A 16,698-nucleotide genomic window follows, 5' to 3' on the forward strand; every position below is an offset into this window, starting at 1 on the left:
CAGATGCGCCACAGGGCGGTGAATATTTGTTGATACGTCAAAGGACGGCATCATATATGCGTTCAGAATGGATCGCCCCGACACCCCCCTTGCCGAATTGCCCATGGACGAATTGATCGTCTGTCCGCAATGCGACGCCGTCTATCGGCTGCGCCGCCCCGCCCACGGGGAGCGGGCGAGTTGTGAGCGGTGCCATACCGCCCTGATCACGCCCCGCAGGAACGCCGGGTTGCAGATCATCGCCGTGGCGGTGGCGGTCATGGTCTTGATCATCGGGGCGGCGGTCTTTCCTTTTCTCACCATCGACGCGGCGGGGGCCAGCAACGCGGTATCGGTGCTGGATGCAGCGCTTGCCTTTTCCGGCGGGCCGATGATCCTCTTGTCGCTGGCCACGGCGGCGCTGATCTTTTTCATCCCGCTCTTGCGGGTGCTGCTGACGCTCTATGTGCTGATCCCCGTGGTGCTGGATCGCCCGCCCGCGCGCCATGCCGTCGCCGCCTTTCGCCTGTCGGAGGAACTGCGCCCTTGGTCGATGGCCGAGGTTTTTGCCATCGGCTGTGCCGTGGCGCTGGTCAAAGTGGCCGATCTGGCCGATGTGGGCTTTGGCCCCGCGTTTTACATGTTCGGCGCGTTGGTGATCCTCGTCATCGCGCAGGACAGATTCTTATGCAAATGGTCCGTATGGAACTCTCTGGAACATCCCAAGACATCGTGAGCGCACGGGAGTTGGGCATCGTGGCCTGCACCCGCTGTAACAAGCCCGCGCCGATGGGCACGGAGATTTGCAGCCGTTGTGGCAGCAAGCTGGTCTCGCGCGATCGGATGAGCCTTCAGCGTGTCTGGGCATTCTGGACGGTGGGGCTGATGTGTTACATCCCCGCGAATACCTATCCGATGCTCAAGACCCGCACGCTGTTTCAGGTCGAGGAAAGCACGATCATCGGCGGCGCGGTGGAACTGGCGCAATATGGCAACTGGGGGATCGCCCTGATCATCCTCTTCGCCTCTGTCGCCATTCCGTTGGCCAAATTCATGGCCGTGGCCTTTCTTGCGATCAGCGTCAAACGGCGCTCTGTCACCTCGCAGCGCCAGCGGCATTACCTTTACGAAGTGGTTGAGTACATCGGACGCTGGTCGATGATCGATATCTTTGTGGTTGCGATTTTGTCGTCTCTGGTGCAACTCAAGACACTGGCCGCCATCAATCCCGGTACCGCGAGCATCTTTTTTGCCCTCTCCGTGATCTTTACCATGCTGGCGGCACAAGCGTTCGACACCCGTATGATCTGGGACGCTCAGACCAAGGACGAGGGCCTGAAAACCAATGACTAAGACGCCTCCCGACGTACCGATTTCCCCGACCCGCAAGATGTTTCTCAGCGGGGCCTCGGTGATCTGGATCATCCCGATCCTCGCTCTGATCGTGGCGCTTTTCGTGGCCTATCGGTCTTATAGTGAGCGCGGCCCGGTGATCGTCGTGGAATTCGAAGAGGGCGCGGGTATCTCTGCCGGAGAGACCGAATTGCGCTTTCGCGATGTGACGGTCGGGGTGGTCGAGAAGGTCGGCTTCACCTCGGGTTTGGACCGGGTGACGGCGCATATCCGCGTCGACAAGGACGTGGCGCCTTATATCGACAATGGCGCGGTCTTCTGGGTCGTGCAGCCCGAGGTCACCGCACAGGGCATCACCGGTCTCAGCACGGTGCTGAGCGGTGTCTATATCGAAGGGTCTTGGGACCAACAGGTCGGCCCCGCGGCAGAGCGCTTTCAGGGATCGTCGACCGAGCCGCTGATCCGCGGTGGCCAAGGCGGGCTTGAGATTGCCTTCCGCTCCACCGCGAACGGGCATCTGACCGACAATGCGCCGATCCTTTACAAGGGCATCGAAGTGGGCCGCGTCGGCTATGCCAAGATCGCCCCGCGCGGCAACTACGCCATTGTCGAGGCACTGATTTTCGAAGAGCACCGCCAGCTGATCAATGAATCCACCCGGTTTTGGGATGCATCGGGCTTTAGCGTCAACATCGGCCCGGCGGGGGCCGAGATCGACTTTTCCTCGTTGGCGACCCTCGTCGGCGGCGGCATCACCTTTGACACTTTCGTCTCAGGCGGGGCGCAGGTGTCTGACGGGACGGTGTTTGAGATCTACCCTGACAAGGAAACCGCGCGGAACTCTGTCTTCAACGCCTCCGAGGTCGATCCGCTGAAGCTGAGCGTCGTGTTCGACGACAATATCTCGGGTCTGATCGTCGGCGCTCCGGTTGAGATGAGCGGGCTGGAGATCGGTGAGGTCGAGACCCTCTCGGGGCTGGTGGATTTCGAACGTTTCGGCGACAGCCGCGTCCGGCTGAACGCCATCCTGTCGATCCAACCGGCGCATTTAGGGATGCAGGACGATGTGACCGCCGAAGCGGCTTTGGCCTTCCTGAAGGAACGTGTGGAAGACGGGCTGCGCGCGCGGCTGGCCTCGGCCAGCCTTCTGACGGGTGGTTTGAAGGTTGAATTCGTGAGGGTGGAAGACGCACCCGAAGCGTCGTTGGCCGAGACGGAGAATGGCCTTGCGCTGATGCCGACCACGGAAAGCGATGTCTCCGATGCCGCGGCCACGGTCGAAGGGGTCTTTACCCGCATCAACAGCCTGCCGATTGAAGAATTGCTCAACAGCGCGATTACCTTTCTTAACTCGGCAGAAGCTTTCGTTTCGGACGAGGATCTGCGCGAAACCCCGCAGGATGTGCGGACCTTGCTGGGCGAACTGACCGGGCTGGTCTCCTCCGAAGAGGTCAAGAACGTGCCGGTGGCCCTGAACGGCACGCTGGTACGGATCGAAGAACTGGTGGCCCAGCTTGAAGAAGAGCGGATTGCCGAACGGCTTTCCGCCGCGCTCGAAGGCGCGTCGGATGCGGCCAATGCGGTGTCCTCCTCGGTCGAAGGCGTGCCGGAGTTGGTGGAGCGCATTCAGGCGGTGGCGGCCAAGGCCGAAACGCTTGAGGTCGAAGAACTGGTCGTCGCACTCACCGACCTGACCGAATCCGCCGATGCGGTGATCGGCACCGAAGATGCGGTGGCCCTGCCGGGCGCATTGAAACGCGCCTTGGACGAATTGAACGCCACATTGGAAGAGCTGCGCGAAGGCGGCGCGGTCGAGAATGTGAACCGCACCTTGGCCTCGGCCCGCAACGCGGCGGACAATATCGCCCTCTCGGCCCAAGACCTGCCGCAGGTGGTCGAGCGTTTGACCGCGCTATTTGCCCAAGCCAGCCGCACCATCGAAGGCTATAATCAGGGTGAGCAGCTGAGCCGCAGCGCCGAACGCACCCTGCGCGACATTCAGAAAGCCGCCGATGCCCTTGCATCTTTGGCGCGGACCATCGAACGTAACCCCAATTCTCTATTGCTGGGACGGTAACGCATGACATTTGCAAGACCCTTGATCACCGTTGGCCTCCTGGCTGCCTTGGCAGCCTGTGGCGGCACGGCTGAACGTTTCCCCGTCCGCACCCCGGCGGTGACAGAGAAGACCTCCATCGCCTTCAGCTCTGTCGAAGTGCGCGACGTGTCTTTGCCGACCTACGCCGCCGCCGAAGAGATCTCGGTGCAGTTGGCCGATGGCCGTCTGGTCAGTTCGACCGATGTGCTTTGGGCCGATGCGCCCGAACGGGCCGTGGCGCTGGAGCTTAGCCAGAACCTTGCGCGGATGACGGGGCGGCGCATCGCATCCGAGCCTTGGCCGTTCGAAGCCTTCCCCGATGCCAGCCTCGAAGTGCGCTTTGCCGAACTGGTGGCCACCGAAGCGGGGGAGTTCCGCGCCTCCGGTCAGTATTTCGTGGCCGTCCGCGATGACCGGCGGGAGCGGTCGGGCCTGTTTGACCTCAGCGTGCCGTTCAATCCCGAAGGTGGCGCAAACGCCATCGCCGCGGCGCGGGGGCAACTCGTCCTTGATCTGGCCCGCTATATCGCCCGGAACGGGTTGAAGTAGGGTCGAGCGCCGGGGCTACCGGCGACGCGCGTTGTTCCGTCTGTTCGGAAAATTCTGAATAGTCTTGATTTGTGCCCCGCCCTGTCTATCTACCGTCAACGCGCCTGCCGTGGACGGGGAATGATGGATAGCACTGACCAAATCGACCAAGTCCGCGATGACTTCATCACCCGCATGGGCGTCGTCGCCATGGGCGAGGGGTTGCCGCGCATGGCAGGGCAGGTCTTTGCGATGTTGGTTTTCGAGGGCGAGCCGATTGCCTTTGGCGCGCTGTCGCGCCGCCTTTCCGTCAGCCGCGCCACAATCAGCACTTCCATTCGCCTGCTCGAAGAGCGGGGGTTGATCCGGCGTGTGAACAAGACCGGCGACCGGCAGGACTACTTCCAACTCGCCGATGACGCCTATGCCGCAATGACGAAATACGCGCTGGCAGGGACTCGCCACGCCAAATCCGAGATTAACGATACGATCCGCAAGCTGCCCGAGGAGGCCGAAGGGGTGCGCGAAAGGCTCGATACTTTCGCCGCCTTCTATGACACGATCAGCGCCGCGCTTGATGACGTAGCAACCCGGGTGAGCAAGCCCAAGAATTGACGCGCGGCCCGATCACGGGGTCGCGGTGATGGAGTTCGATCAATGAGTGACACATCTCAAGAGCGCCAGACGCTTTCATTCGACAGCGATGCCGGCTCGAAACGGTCGAAGTTCATCGCCGGTGGGATCGCGCTGTTGATCGCTCTTTGGATGGGCAGCGGCTATATTATCCCCTCCGAAGAGACCGAAGAAGCCGCGCCTGCGCCCATTGCTCCCGAAGCGGTGACGGTGGCCGTGCGCGGCTCTCAGGCGGATAGCGTGACGCAGGTCTTCGTGGCCGAAGGGCAGGCCCTGCCGGACCGCGATACGATGGTCCGCGCCGAAGCGGGTGGGGAGATTGCCGAGGTGCTGGTCGCCAAGGGCGATGCGGTCGAAGCGGGCGCGTTGATCGCGCGGCTCAGCACCACGGCGCGCGATTCCGATCTGGCCCGCGCGCGTGAGGAATTGAGCCGCGCACAGCGCGAATACGACAATGCCCAAGCGCTGCTGGACCGCGGCGTCTCGACCGTGGACCGCGTGAGCCAAGCGCGCGCGACCTTGGCCGCCGCTCAAGCCTCGGTCACTGCCGCCGAAGAGGCGCTGAACAACACCGAAATCCGCGCCCCATTTCCCGGCCGGTTGGAGATGTTGGACATCTCAGCCGGAGAGTTCGTGTCGACCGGTGAGGAAATCGCGCGGCTGGTCGACAACACGCCACTGACGATCCAAGTGCAGGTGCCGCAGCAATCGCTCAAAGACATCGAAGAAGGGCAAGATGCCGAGGTCGTCTTCATCACCGGGACAGAGGCGCAGGGCAAGGTGCAGTTCGTCTCCAGCAGTGCCAGCGCCGAAACCCGGACCTTTACCGCCGAAGTCAGGGTCGAAAACGCCGATGGGGCGATTCCCGCAGGCATTTCGGCCCGCGTGCGCATCCCTACGGGCGAGACCCGCGCGCATTTCGTCTCTCCGGCGATCCTGTCCTTGGACACCAATGGTACCTTGGGCGTCAAAACGGTGAACGGTGACAATAAGGTCGTGTTCAACAAGATCGCCATTGTGCGGGCCCAGACCGATGGTATCTGGATCGCGGGCCTGCCGGATGAGGCCCAGATCATCACCATCGGGCAGGGTTTCGTGAATGATGGCGAGACGGTCAATCCGCAGCCCGAAACCAGCGGCGAAAGCGAAGATCAAGCGCAGCCCATGGCGGGCGTGCCAGAGATTGACGAGTTGGAAGAACAACCGACCGGAGATGGCCAGATCACCGGTAGCGCCGAAGCCGCCCAGCCGGAGCAGGTGGAATGAACACGCTGATCGACGCCGCTTTCAGCCGCGCCCGCGTGGTGATCCTGAGCTTGGTGATGATCTTGGCCGTCGGGGCCTATGCCTATGTCGGCATTCCCAAGGAAAGCTCGCCCGAAATTCCGATCCCGACGCTTTATGTCTCGACCTCTCTTGAGGGAATCTCACCCGAGGACAGCGAGCGGCTGCTCGTGGAACCGCTTGAGACCGAACTTAGCGCCATCACCGGGCTGAAGCAGATCACCTCGAACGGGGCCGAAGGCCATGCTTCGGTGCAGTTGGAGTTCGAGCCGGGGTTCGATTCCGATGAGGCGCTCGACAAGGTGCGCGAGGGCGTGGACCGTGCCAAGTCGGACCTGCCCGAAGACGCCACCGACCCGGTCGTGACCGAGATCAACACGGCGCTTTTCCCGATCCTAACCGCGATCCTCTCCGGCCCGGTGCCGGAACGGACGCTCAACTCCATTTCCGAAGAGTTGAAGGACGCGATCGAAGGGCTGTCCGGCGTGCTTGAAGTCGATGTCGGGGGGGAGCGGACCGAGCTTTTGGAGGTGCTGATCGACCCTACGGTCTTTGAGACCTATAACATCTCTTTCGAAGAGCTGATCAGCCAGATCAACCGCAACAACCGCCTGATCGCGGCGGGGGCGATTGAAAGCGGCGCGGGGCGGCTGGTGCTCAAGGTGCCGGGGCTGATCGAGAATGTCGAAGACGTTATGTCTCTGCCGATCAAGGTGCGCGGCGATACGGTCGTGACCTTTGCCGATGTCGCCACGATCCGCCGAACCTTCAAAGACCCGACCGGCTTCGCCCGGATCGACGGCCAGCCCGCGCTGGCACTTGAGATCAAGAAACGCTCGGGCGCGAATATTATCGAGACAGTCGCGGCGGTGCGGGAGTTGATCGACGAGATGCGCGCGGAATGGCCCGACAGCATCACCGTCAAATACACCCAAGACGAATCCGAGCAGGTCCAAGACATGCTCAGCGATCTTGAGGCCAATGTCATCGCGGCGGTCATCCTTGTGATGATCGTGATTGTCTGGGCCTTGGGCGTCCGCTCGGCCCTGCTGGTGGGCTTGGCCATTCCGGGGGCCTTCTTGGCCGGGGTCACGGCGCTTTGGGTCATGGGCTATACGATGAACCTCGTCGTGTTGTTTTCGCTGATCCTTGTGGTGGGGATGCTGGTGGACGGGGCCATCGTGACCACCGAACTGGCCGACCGCCGCCTACAAGAGGGGCATTCGCCCCGCGCCGCCTATGCCCATGCCGCCAAACGCATGGCATGGCCGATCATCGCCTCCACGGCGACGACGCTCAGCGTGTTCTTCCCGCTGCTGTTCTGGACCGGCACGGTGGGGGAGTTCATGAAATTTCTGCCCATCACGGTGATCCTGACCCTGACCGCATCGCTTTTCATGGCGCTGGTCTTTATCCCCGTGGTCGGCGGGATCATTGGCAAGCGGCCCCCGCAATCGGCCAAGGATAAGGCGACGCTCCATGCCGCTGAACAGGGCGACCCGCGTGACCTGAAGGGCTTTACCGGCGGCTATGTCAAACTGCTGCAATTCGCCATCCTGCGCCCGTGGATGACCCTGATCCTTGCCATCTCTATGCTGATGGGCGGCTTTACGGCCTATGCGCAATTCGGCAACGGCATCACCTTTTTCCCCGATGTAGAGCCTGATTTTGCGCAGGTGCAGGTGCGCGCGCGGGACAATTTCTCGATTTACGAACAAGACGCGCTGGTGCGGCAGGTCGAGCAGCGCCTCTTTGCTTATGACGAGATCGCCAGCGTCTATGCCCGCACCGGCAGCAGCAACCGCGACAGCGCGGATTTGATCGGCACCATTCAGGTTGAGTTCACCGAATGGGACGAACGCCGCCCCGCCGCCATCATTGGCGAGGAAATCCGGACCGAGATGGCGGCCATTCCGGGGATCGACGTGCAGGTGCAGACCGCCTCGAACGGCCCCTCGGCGGGCAAACCCGTCAATTTGCGGATCGAGGCGCATGACCCGCAGGTGCAGCAGCAGGTGGTGGATCAGATTCGCGAGAAGATGGCCGATATCGGCGGTTTCACCGATGTGACCGACTCGCGCCCTCTGCCGGGGGTGGAATGGCGCATCGCCGTGAACCGGTCCGAGGCCGCGCGGTTCGGGGCCGATATCTCGACCCTGGGGCAGGCGGTGCAACTACTGACACGGGGCATCACGGTCGCGGATTACCGGCCTGACGATGCCGAAGGCTCCATCGACATCAACGTGCGCTTCCCCTCCGATGAGCGCACGCTGGAAGAGTTGCAATCGCTGCGCGTGCCGACCTCCGCAGGGCTGGTGCCGATCTCGAACTTTGTGACTTTCGAGCCGAGTCCGCGGACCGGCACGATCACGCGGGTGGATCAAGAGCGGGTGGTGACGATCGAGGCCAATGTCGCGCCGGGCGTCTTGGTGAACGACCAGACCGTCGCGCTGCGCAGCGCGATTGATGCGATGGACTTGCCGCCGGGTGTCGAAGCCTCCTTCGCTGGGGAGGCGGAGGACCAGCAGGAATCGATGATCTTCCTCGTCGGCGCCTTCATCACCGCGATTTTCCTGATGTTCGTGATCCTCGTGATCCAGTTCAACAGCTTCTACCAAGCCTTTGTCGTCATGTCGGCCATTGTCTTTTCGATCGCCGGGGTGCTTTTTGGCCTGCTGATCACCGGACGGCCCTTCGGGGTGGTCATGGGCGGCATCGGGGTGATCGCGCTGGCGGGGATCGTGGTGAACAACAATATCGTTCTGATTGACACCTATAACGACCTCAAGAAACTGGGGCTGTCGCCGCTAGAGGCAGCGCTGCGCACCGGGGCGCAGCGTTTGCGGCCCGTGGTGCTGACGTCGGTCACCACGGCGCTTGGCCTGATGCCCATGGTGATCGGCCTCAACATCAACTTCTTCACGCGCGAGATCGTCTATGGCGCGCCTTCCACCCAATGGTGGACCGAGCTGAGCTCGGCCATCGCGGGCGGTCTGGTGGTCGCCACCGTGCTGACGCTGGTGGTGACACCGGCGATGTTGATGCTGGGAGAGAAGAAAGCGAAACGCGCCGAGCCGACCCCGCCGGAGCCGGTCGCCGTCTAGCGCAAGATCAGGCGGCCCAAGATCAAGCGGCCCAAAATCAAGCCGCCTTATCGGCCTTGTCTTCGGTCAGGATCGTGTAAAGCGTGGCCGGGTCGGGGTTCGACCGCAGCTTGGTGCAGATGCTGGTGTCGCGCAGCGTGCGGGCCACCAGTGCCAGCGCTTTGAGGTGCTCCACCCCCGCATCTTCGGGGGCGAAGAGGGCAAAGGCCACGTCGACCGGTTGCCGGTCGACCGAGGAGAAATCAATCGGCTTGTCCAGCAAGACGAAGGCACCGACGACCTTGTCGATCCCGTCCATCCGCGCGTGGGGCAGGGCAACGCCATGGCCGACACCGGTCGGCCCGAGGGTTTCGCGCGTCATCAGCGCATCTACTACTTGGCCGGCCGGCAGCCCATAGGCTTGCTGGGCGAGTTCGCCGATATCCTGCATCAGACGCTTCTTGCTCGAAGCCGAAGTCAAAACCTTCACGGCCTCTGGCTTGAGGAGTTTGCCGAAATCCATTCCGCTCGCCCTGCTCTGTGGCGGAAGTTACCGCCGTGGGTTACGAAGGGTCGATCCAGCCGATGTTGCCGTCTTCGCGGCGGTACACGACATTCATCCCTTCCTGGCCTTCCTTGCGAAACAATAGCACCGGATCGCCTGACAATTCCATTTGCATCACCGCTTCGCCGACAGACAAAGTTGGCACCTTCGTCTGCATCTCCGCAATGATCATGGGTTGGAGGGTATCAGGTTCCTGCGCATCTGAATCGCTGTCTGACGCGAGGATATAGGAGGACGCCCCCAGAAGTTCAACCGGTTCGGCGCGTTCTTTGTGATGGTCTTTCAGGCGGCGCTTATAGCGGCGCAGCTGTTTTTCCATCTTTTCGCAGCAGCTGTCGAAGGCGGCATAGATCTCTGTCGCCTTGGCCTTGGCCGACGCATTGAGACCGGTGGAAAGATGCACGGTCGCCTCGCAGGCAAATTCGTGGCCCGTTTTGGAAAACACCACCATCGCATCTGTCGGGCGTTCGGCATATTTGCTGACCGCCTCGTCCAGTTCGGTCCGGACATGTGTCCGAAGCGCGTCGCCAATGTCGATCTGTTTGCCACTGATCTGATACCGCATATCGTCTCCTTGTCTTTCTTGTTCCGAACATTGCCAAACGGTCCACATGCGTGGAGCGCGACAACTTTCAGATATGGAGGAATGGCGCTGCGACCAGGATGATTTTGACCGTTCCTTCGCGGGAAGGGCGATGCAGGATCAAACAGGAACGCGATGTCACCATAGCTCAATGAGGCCGCGTTTCGGTTTGAAAGTCAATGGCGCCAATGCGCGCGCCATCCTTTTATCGCTAGAATCAGAGCGGTTTTCCGCATCATGCGAGCAAGGCTTCGCCGAGGGCTGGCAGGCCCGGAAAAACGCGCTAAGTCTTAGGAAATACGGAAATTATCGCCAAGGTAGACGCGGCGCACATTCTCGTTTTGCACAACTTCTTCGGGCGTTCCGGACATCAGAACTTTGCCCTCATGCAGGATATAGGCGCGGTCCACGATCTCTAGGGTTTCGCGCACATTGTGGTCGGTGATCAGCACCCCGATGCCGCGTTTCTTGAGGTCGGCAACCAGTTGCCGAATGTCCCCGACCGAGATCGGATCGACCCCGGCGAAGGGTTCATCAAGCAGCAGATAGTTCGGGTTAGCGGCCAGACAGCGGGCGATTTCCACCCGGCGCCGCTCCCCGCCTGATAGCGCCAGGGCAGGTGCGCGGCGGAGGTGTTCGATGGAAAATTCGGTCAGCAACTCTTCCAGCCGTTCGCGGCGCTGGTGGCGGTGTTTGACCCGGATATCGAGGATCGCGCTGATGTTGTCTTGCACCGACAGCCCGCGAAAAATGCTCATCTCCTGCGGCAGATAGCCGATGCCAAGCTGCGCGCGGCGGTACATGGGCAGGGTGGTCACATCTTTGCCGTCCACGGTAACGCGCCCGCCCTCGGGCGTGACCAGACCGGCCACCGCGTAGAAAGTGGTCGTCTTGCCCGAGCCGTTCGGCCCCAAAAGCGCCACGACCTCCCCCCGGTCAAGCGCCATCGAAAAGTCGCGGATCACCGCTTTCTTGCGGTAAGACTTGCGCAGATGCTGAATGCGCAGGCCGGAATCGCCCCCGGCGACTTTCAGTTCAGGCGGCATCAGTTGTCGCTGCCGGGCTGCAAAATGGTCTTCACGCCGCCCGACATCTGCGCCGTGCCGTCGTTCAGGTTCACCGTCATTTCCTGCGCGCTCAGCGCACTGGGGCCTTGGGTCATCAGCACATCGCCGCGCATTACCAAGGTGCCTGCGTCGATGTCGTAGTCGGCGCGCTGCGATTCAGCGGCGTCCTCACCCGCGACCAAGACCACGCCGCCGGTGGCCGCCAGCTTGGCGATGCCCTGATCCGAGGCGCGATAGACGACCTCGACCTTCCCGGCGGAGAGGGTCATTTCGCCCTGAGAAATCAAAACATTGCCCGTAAAGACGGCGGTGCCCGTTGCATTGTCGACCGACAGGTTATCGGCGGTCACTTCGACGGGTTGGCTGGTGTCTTGCTCAAGCGCGCCGAAGGCGACATTGGCAGATTGTGCAGAGACAGGGGCGGCCTGCAGCGCGAAAAACAGCGGCAGCATCAAAATAAACAAATGTCTCAAGGCAGTTACTCTTTCGTTGCTTGCGGCGTGTATATCAGTTTCACACCCTTTGTGAAAAGCAATTGCGATCCGGCGCTGTTCTGCCGGTTGGTGATGGCCATGCTTCCGGCGGTGATCTCGCCCGCGGGGCTGGTGGCGCGCACCGGACCGGGCGATTGCAGGTCCAGCGTGGTGAGGTTCGAGATCATGCGCTCGGACAGGATTTCGTAGCCGGTTGAGGTGCTAACCCGCACATCGCCCGCCAGTTCCGCCTCCTCAGCCCCAGTGTCGAACCGCCCGCTGTTGGAGTGCAGCGTGATTTTGGAGCCGCCTTCTAGGTCCAGCGTGGCCTCAATCTCTTCGGCCTCATTGGTGCCGGTCTCCCCGCCCGGGGTGGTCAGCTTTTCGGCAGAGAAAGAGATCAGATCGCCATCCGCCGTGGTGCCGGAATAGAAAGGGCCGGTGATCTGCTGGTCGCGCAGCCGTTCTTGAACCTCTTTGTCCGCGAAAGGGATCACGGCCTGCGGTTCAATCGCGCGCGACAGCAGGAACAGGGTCGATAGCAGCGCCAGCGCGATCAGCGGAAAGAGCACTTTCAGCCACGACACGACGCGAGAGTGGCGATCCCCCTTCATCCCGCGTCACCCCAGCCCGACGCGCAGGCAGTCGTGGATATGCAGCAGCCCGATGGGCGATTTGCCGTCGTTCTGCGCGGGGTCGGTCACGATAAGGCAGGTGATCTTGCGGCTGTTCATCACGCCCACGGCCTTTTCGGCCAATTCGTCGGGGGTGATGGTCACGGGCCCGGGGGTCATGACGTCGCGGGCGGTCATGGTCATCAAGCCATCCAGATGCCGGGCGAGGTCACCCATGGTAATGATCCCGGCCAGCGCGCCTTCCGCATCGGTGACGCAGACCACGCCAAAGCCCTTGCGGCTGATCTCGCTCAGCGCCTCGGGCATCGGGGCGTCGGCGGTGACCAGTGGCAGCTTATCGCCGACATGCATCAGATCGGCCACGCGGCTCAGCCTTGCGCCCAGCTTGCCGCCGGGGTGGAAGTCACGGAAATGCTCGGCGGTGAAGGCGCGGTTCTCCATCAGCGCCACGGCCACGGCATCGCCCATCGCCAGCGTCAGCGTGGTCGAGGTGGTGGGCACCACGCCGGTGCCGCAAGCCTCTGCCGTGCGGGGCAGTTCGAGCACCACGTCGCTATGGCGGCCAAGGCTGCTTTCGGGGCGGCTGGTGATGCCGATGAGCGGAATGGCATAGCGACGCGAATAGGCGATGAGGTTGGCAAGCTCCGGCGCTTCGCCCGAGTTGGAAATCGCCAGCACCACATCGGCGGCTGTGATCATGCCCAGATCGCCGTGGCTCGCTTCGGCCGGGTGGACGAATTGCGCGGGCGTGCCGGTGGAGGCCAGCGTCGCCGCGATCTTGTTGCCGATATGGCCCGATTTGCCGATGCCGGTGACGATCACGCGGCCCTTGCAGGTGCGCATCAGGTCAACCGCGGCGCGAAAGCGGTCATCAAGGCTGTCGGCCAAGAGCGTCAGCGCGTCGGCTTCGCAGCGGATCACCCGGCGGGCGGTGTCGAGGAAAGGTGTGTTCATGCGTGTGCGAAGATGTCCGTGTCCGGCCATCCCTCCAGATCCAGCCGCGCGCGCATCGGCAGGAAATCGAAACAGGCCTGCGCCATGTCCATCCGGCCTTCGCGTATCAGGCGTTTGTTAAGTTCATCGCGCAGCCGGTGCAGGTAAAGCACGTCAGAGGCGGCATAGTCGATCTGCGCTTGGGTCAGCTCTTCGGCCCCCCAATCGCTGGATTGCTGCTGTTTCGAGATATCGACGCTCAGAAGTTCTTGGCAAAGCTTCGCCAGCCCGTGCCGGTCGGTATAGGTGCGCACCAATCGGCTGGCGATCTTGGTGCAATAGACCGGCGTCGCGGTGGCGCCAAAGGTGTTGAGCATCGCGGCAATGTCGAAGCGGCCATAGTGGAACAGCTTCAGCACATGAGGGTTCTCCAGCAGTGCGCAGAGGTTCGGCGCCTCGGTCTGGCCCTTGGCGACCTGCACCAGATGCGCGTGACCATCGCCGCCCGAAAGCTGCACGACACAGAGCCGGTCGCGATGCGGATGCAGCCCCATCGTTTCGCAATCAATCGCGACCATCGGCCCAAGGTCGAGGTCATTCGGCAGGTCGTTCTGATAGAGGAAATTTGTCATGAGCACGTCTATATCCTGCTTGTCCGGCATGGGAAAGCAGGGCTTTGCGCCGCGTCAGGCGGTGGCCAGATCCTGCAGTGCGGGGCGCGGGTAGCGGCGCAGAAGGCGGTCGACCAGCAGATGGCAGCGGTAGCCGGGCCACTCGGGGCGGATCAGCCCGCCGGGCAGAGCAGGATGCTTTAGCACCAATCGCCGCCAGTTGTGCACGATCAGGCAGCGCAAGACCGCGACGTCCAAGGGGGTGAGTTGCTTTGGCGCGGGAAGCTCGGCATCCAAGGCCGTGAGCGCGGCCAAGAGTGCGTCATAGTCAGCCTCAAGCTCGGCGGGTTCCACTGCGCGGCGCAGCCACTCGGGCGGTGGCGTGCCGGGCAGGGCAAGGGATCCCGTGGGGGCCGCGCTCACGGCCCGCCCGACATAGGCGCGGGGCAGGGCGGCGATGAACCCCGCCTCTCGCAAGGCGCTGTCGGTCTCGCGCGCGTTCTCCTCGGTCACGACCATCTGCCAAGGCTCCGTCAGGTCTGGGGGCGCGGCGTAGATGCGCGGACTGGCGGCTGCGCTTTCCGCGCGGCCTTGGGCGGTCAGGCTGTGCTGGCTGATCCGCCCCACCTTGTGCGACTGTAGCCAGCCATCATTGCGCAGCCGGTGCAGCGCCACGCGGCTTGCCTCGGGCCGCACGTCGAGCGCGGCCATGATTTGCGACAGCACCGGTCCGTCGATCGCATTACCCTGTCCCTGCGCCAGATCGCCGAAAAGGCTAACCATCAGCGACCAAACCCGCTGACCGCCAAGGCCAGCGAGTGCCGCGACGACCGAGGGGGCGTGGTCAGACGGCATTCATCGTCAGCAGGTCGTATTCGGCTACCGCCTCCGCACGCTGGTTGGTGAGGGTCACATGCCAGCGGACCTCGCCGTATTCCTCGTTGCGCGGCGTCTTGTGCTTGACCGAGAGCCGCACCTTGATGCTGTCACCCGCCGAGACCGGTTCAAGGAAGCGCAGGTTGTCGAGGCCGGTGTTGGCCAGCACCGGACCGGGGTCGGGCTGCACGAAGAGGCCCGCGGCATAGCTCAGCAGCAGGTAGCCATGGGCCACGCGCCCCGGGAAGAAGGGGTTCGCGGCGGCGGCCTCGTCATCCATGTGGGCATAGAAGGTATCGCCGGTGAAATGGGCGAAGGTCTCGATATCCTCGAGCGTGACTTCGCGGCTGGGCGAATGGAAAGTCTCGCCCAGATCAAGCTCGGTAAAGCGGCGAGTGAAGGGGTGGGCGCGGTCGCTGATCTCCTCGGCGCCGGGCACCCATTGCTTGCCGATGGCGGTGAGGATGTCGGGGCTGCCCTGCACAGCGGTGCGCTGCATGTAATGCATCACGCCGCGCACGCCGCCCAGTTCTTCGCCGCCGCCTGCGCGACCCGGCCCGCCATGCACCATATGCGGCAGCGGCGAGCCGTGGCCCGTGGCCTCGGCCATCGACTTGCGGTTGTTGAAGTAGAGCCGCCCGTGAAAGGCTGCAGAGCCCATGGTCAACTCGCGCGCGACTTCACCATCGTTGGTGATGATGGAGGCAACGAGCGAGCCTTGGCCGCGGTTCAGAAGCGCGCTCGCATGGGCGAGATCGCGGTAGGGCATGAGGGTGGAAACCGGGCCGAAAGCCTCGGTGTCATGCACGCGCTCGGCGGCATCGGGATCGGCGCAGTGGAACAGCATCGGCGGCAGAAAGGCGCCCTTGTCGCGGTCGGCACCCTTCACGGTGAAGTTGTCGGGGTCGCCGAAGACCCGCTCGGCCTCGGCGCTCAGCAGCCCGACCTTTTCCAGCACGTCGCGTTTCTGGCTGCCCGAGACCAGTGCGCCCATGCGCGTGTCCTCGGCGCGGGGATCGCCGATGGTGGTCTTGGCGAGACGCTCGGAGAGCGCCGCGATCACCGCGTCGACCTGCGCCTGCGGCACCATGATGCGGCGGATGGCGGTGCATTTCTGCCCCGCCTTGGCGGTCATCTCGCGCTGCACTTCCTTGACGAAAAGGTCGAATTCGGGCGTCCCCGGCACGGCATCAGGGCCGAGGACGGAGGCGTTGAGGCTGTCTTGTTCAGAGGTGAAGCGCACAGAATTTTCCATGAGCTTCGGATTGCCACGCAGCTTCAGCGCGGTGTCGGCGGAGCCGGTGAAGGCCACGGCATCCTGACAACCAAGCAGGTCGAGCATGTCGCCCAAGCCGCCGCTCACGAATTGCAAAGCACCCTTCGGCAGCAGCCCGCTGTCCAGCATCAGCCGCACGCAATGTTCGGTCACGTAGCAGGTGGCGGTGGCCGGTTTCACGATCGCCGGCACGCCGGCCAGCAGGGTGGGGGCGAGCTTCTCCAACATGCCCCAGACGGGGAAGTTGAAGGCGTTGATATGCACCGCGACGCCCTGCAGCGGGGTGCAGATGTGGCGGCCCATGAACTGCCCCTCGCGGCCCAGTTGTTCGGGCGCGCCGTCGAGGTAGACATGCGCATCCGGCATCTCGCGCCGGCCCTTGGAAGCGAAGACCAGCATGGTGCCGATGCCGCCATCCACGTCGATCTTGTGGTCTGACAGCGTCGCGCCGGTGTCGTAGCTCAGGTCATAGAGCGCCTGTTTGTGCTCCATCAGGTGCAGCGCCAGCGCCTTCAGCATGCGCGCGCGGTCGTGGAAGGTCATGGCTCGCAAGGCGGGGCCGCCGTGCTCGCGGGCGAAGCCCAGCATGGCGCCCGCGTCCAGCGCGTCGTTGCCTGCCTGCGCGATCACCTCGCCGGTAATGGCGCTGGCGATGTTGCGGGCGCCGGCCCCGGGGGCCAGCCATTCGCCGGCGGCGTAACTGTGGATATCGCGCATGTCG

General features: G+C 63.1%; 16 protein-coding genes. 7 read left to right on the forward strand and 9 right to left on the reverse strand.

The window, feature by feature from the left end:
- Positions 1 to 67: 67 nt before the first annotated feature.
- The 7 genes from ACGYLD_RS06615 (at position 68) to ACGYLD_RS06645 (ending at position 8,979) form a co-directional block, all read left to right on the forward strand.
- Positions 68 to 715 (forward strand): paraquat-inducible protein A, encoded by a 648-nt coding sequence (locus ACGYLD_RS06615; protein ID WP_067268191.1) that lies wholly within the window; start codon positions 68 to 70, stop codon positions 713 to 715.
- Complete coding sequence (locus ACGYLD_RS06620) at positions 673 to 1,332, forward strand: paraquat-inducible protein A (RefSeq protein WP_394402048.1); 660 nt, start codon at positions 673 to 675, stop codon at positions 1,330 to 1,332. The genes ACGYLD_RS06615 and ACGYLD_RS06620 overlap by 43 nt, the downstream gene beginning before the upstream one ends.
- Positions 1,325 to 3,409 (forward strand): MlaD family protein, encoded by a 2,085-nt coding sequence (locus ACGYLD_RS06625; protein ID WP_394401734.1) that lies wholly within the window; start codon positions 1,325 to 1,327, stop codon positions 3,407 to 3,409. Before ACGYLD_RS06620 ends, ACGYLD_RS06625 begins: the two co-directional genes overlap by 8 nt.
- Positions 3,410 to 3,412: 3 nt before the next feature.
- Entirely contained in the window at positions 3,413 to 3,979 is a 567-nt protein-coding gene (locus tag ACGYLD_RS06630) for a membrane integrity-associated transporter subunit PqiC (protein WP_394401737.1), read from the forward strand.
- A 123-nt stretch (positions 3,980 to 4,102) separates the two neighbouring features.
- The gene (locus ACGYLD_RS06635; RefSeq protein WP_394401740.1) at positions 4,103 to 4,573 is read left to right on the forward strand and encodes a GbsR/MarR family transcriptional regulator; all 471 of its coding nucleotides are present in this window, start codon (positions 4,103 to 4,105) and stop codon (positions 4,571 to 4,573) included.
- Positions 4,574 to 4,615: 42 nt separating this feature from the next.
- Entirely contained in the window at positions 4,616 to 5,857 is a 1,242-nt protein-coding gene (locus ACGYLD_RS06640) for an efflux RND transporter periplasmic adaptor subunit (protein WP_271692743.1), read from the forward strand.
- Positions 5,854 to 8,979, forward strand: a complete 3,126-nt coding sequence (locus ACGYLD_RS06645) for an efflux RND transporter permease subunit (RefSeq protein WP_394401743.1) — start codon at positions 5,854 to 5,856, stop codon at positions 8,977 to 8,979. Before ACGYLD_RS06640 ends, ACGYLD_RS06645 begins: the two co-directional genes overlap by 4 nt.
- A 37-nt stretch (positions 8,980 to 9,016) precedes the next feature.
- Here the strand turns inward: ACGYLD_RS06645 and ACGYLD_RS06650 are convergent, their stop codons facing one another.
- The 9 genes from ACGYLD_RS06650 to paaZ all read right to left on the reverse strand — a co-directional run bounded on the left by ACGYLD_RS06650 (position 9,017) and on the right by paaZ (position 16,694).
- Positions 9,017 to 9,481 (reverse strand): PTS sugar transporter subunit IIA, encoded by a 465-nt coding sequence (locus tag ACGYLD_RS06650; RefSeq protein ID WP_067630567.1) that lies wholly within the window; start codon positions 9,479 to 9,481, stop codon positions 9,017 to 9,019.
- Between the two features lie 40 nt (positions 9,482 to 9,521).
- A complete protein-coding gene (gene hpf / locus ACGYLD_RS06655; RefSeq protein ID WP_067267651.1) occupies positions 9,522 to 10,088 on the reverse strand; it encodes a ribosome hibernation-promoting factor, HPF/YfiA family in 567 nt (188 codons plus the stop codon).
- Positions 10,089 to 10,396: 308 nt separating this feature from the next.
- Complete coding sequence (gene lptB, locus ACGYLD_RS06660; RefSeq protein WP_136720275.1) at positions 10,397 to 11,155, reverse strand: LPS export ABC transporter ATP-binding protein; 759 nt, start codon at positions 11,153 to 11,155, stop codon at positions 10,397 to 10,399.
- Positions 11,152 to 11,646: a lipopolysaccharide transport periplasmic protein LptA gene (gene lptA / locus ACGYLD_RS06665; RefSeq protein ID WP_271692745.1), complete on the reverse strand. Its 495-nt coding sequence runs from the start codon at positions 11,644 to 11,646 to the stop codon at positions 11,152 to 11,154. Before lptA ends, lptB begins: the two co-directional genes overlap by 4 nt.
- A 5-nt stretch (positions 11,647 to 11,651) precedes the next feature.
- Complete coding sequence (gene lptC, locus ACGYLD_RS06670) at positions 11,652 to 12,260, reverse strand: LPS export ABC transporter periplasmic protein LptC (RefSeq protein WP_209216978.1); 609 nt, start codon at positions 12,258 to 12,260, stop codon at positions 11,652 to 11,654.
- Between the two features lie 6 nt (positions 12,261 to 12,266).
- The gene (locus tag ACGYLD_RS06675) at positions 12,267 to 13,235 is read right to left on the reverse strand and encodes an SIS domain-containing protein (protein ID WP_394401747.1); all 969 of its coding nucleotides are present in this window, start codon (positions 13,233 to 13,235) and stop codon (positions 12,267 to 12,269) included.
- Positions 13,232 to 13,846: a ribonuclease D gene (locus tag ACGYLD_RS06680; RefSeq protein WP_394401750.1), complete on the reverse strand. Its 615-nt coding sequence runs from the start codon at positions 13,844 to 13,846 to the stop codon at positions 13,232 to 13,234. Before ACGYLD_RS06680 ends, ACGYLD_RS06675 begins: the two co-directional genes overlap by 4 nt.
- 54 nt (positions 13,847 to 13,900) lie before the next feature.
- Positions 13,901 to 14,680, reverse strand: coding sequence for a PaaX family transcriptional regulator C-terminal domain-containing protein (locus ACGYLD_RS06685; RefSeq protein WP_394401753.1), 780 nt, complete (start codon positions 14,678 to 14,680; stop codon positions 13,901 to 13,903).
- Positions 14,670 to 16,694 carry a phenylacetic acid degradation bifunctional protein PaaZ gene (paaZ, locus tag ACGYLD_RS06690; RefSeq protein WP_394401756.1) on the reverse strand — a complete coding sequence of 675 codons (2,025 nt, stop codon included), beginning with the start codon at positions 16,692 to 16,694 and terminating at the stop codon, positions 14,670 to 14,672. Before paaZ ends, ACGYLD_RS06685 begins: the two co-directional genes overlap by 11 nt.
- Between the last annotated feature and the right edge of the window lie 4 nt (positions 16,695 to 16,698).

Source organism: Sulfitobacter sp. 1A12056 (genome assembly GCF_043558125.1).
Taxonomy (GTDB): domain Bacteria; phylum Pseudomonadota; class Alphaproteobacteria; order Rhodobacterales; family Rhodobacteraceae; genus Sulfitobacter; species Sulfitobacter faviae.

Bases quoted from the DNA above. Each gene is read 5' to 3' on its own strand.
- ACGYLD_RS06615 (WP_067268191.1), top strand. From the start codon at position 68: ATGGATCGCCCCGACACCCCCCTTGCCGAATTGCCCATGGACGAATTG.
- ACGYLD_RS06620 (WP_394402048.1), top strand. From the start codon at position 673: ATGGTCCGTATGGAACTCTCTGGAACATCCCAAGACATCGTGAGCGCA.
- ACGYLD_RS06625 (WP_394401734.1), top strand. From the start codon at position 1,325: ATGACTAAGACGCCTCCCGACGTACCGATTTCCCCGACCCGCAAGATG.
- ACGYLD_RS06630 (WP_394401737.1), top strand. From the start codon at position 3,413: ATGACATTTGCAAGACCCTTGATCACCGTTGGCCTCCTGGCTGCCTTG.
- ACGYLD_RS06635 (WP_394401740.1), top strand. From the start codon at position 4,103: ATGGATAGCACTGACCAAATCGACCAAGTCCGCGATGACTTCATCACC.
- ACGYLD_RS06640 (WP_271692743.1), top strand. From the start codon at position 4,616: ATGAGTGACACATCTCAAGAGCGCCAGACGCTTTCATTCGACAGCGAT.
- ACGYLD_RS06645 (WP_394401743.1), top strand. From the start codon at position 5,854: ATGAACACGCTGATCGACGCCGCTTTCAGCCGCGCCCGCGTGGTGATC.
- ACGYLD_RS06650 (WP_067630567.1), bottom strand. From the start codon at position 9,481: ATGGATTTCGGCAAACTCCTCAAGCCAGAGGCCGTGAAGGTTTTGACT.
- hpf (WP_067267651.1), bottom strand. From the start codon at position 10,088: ATGCGGTATCAGATCAGTGGCAAACAGATCGACATTGGCGACGCGCTT.
- lptC (WP_209216978.1), bottom strand. From the start codon at position 12,260: ATGAAGGGGGATCGCCACTCTCGCGTCGTGTCGTGGCTGAAAGTGCTC.
- ACGYLD_RS06675 (WP_394401747.1), bottom strand. From the start codon at position 13,235: ATGAACACACCTTTCCTCGACACCGCCCGCCGGGTGATCCGCTGCGAA.
- ACGYLD_RS06680 (WP_394401750.1), bottom strand. From the start codon at position 13,846: ATGACAAATTTCCTCTATCAGAACGACCTGCCGAATGACCTCGACCTT.
- ACGYLD_RS06685 (WP_394401753.1), bottom strand. From the start codon at position 14,680: ATGCCGTCTGACCACGCCCCCTCGGTCGTCGCGGCACTCGCTGGCCTT.
- paaZ (WP_394401756.1), bottom strand. From the start codon at position 16,694: ATGCGCGATATCCACAGTTACGCCGCCGGCGAATGGCTGGCCCCCGGG.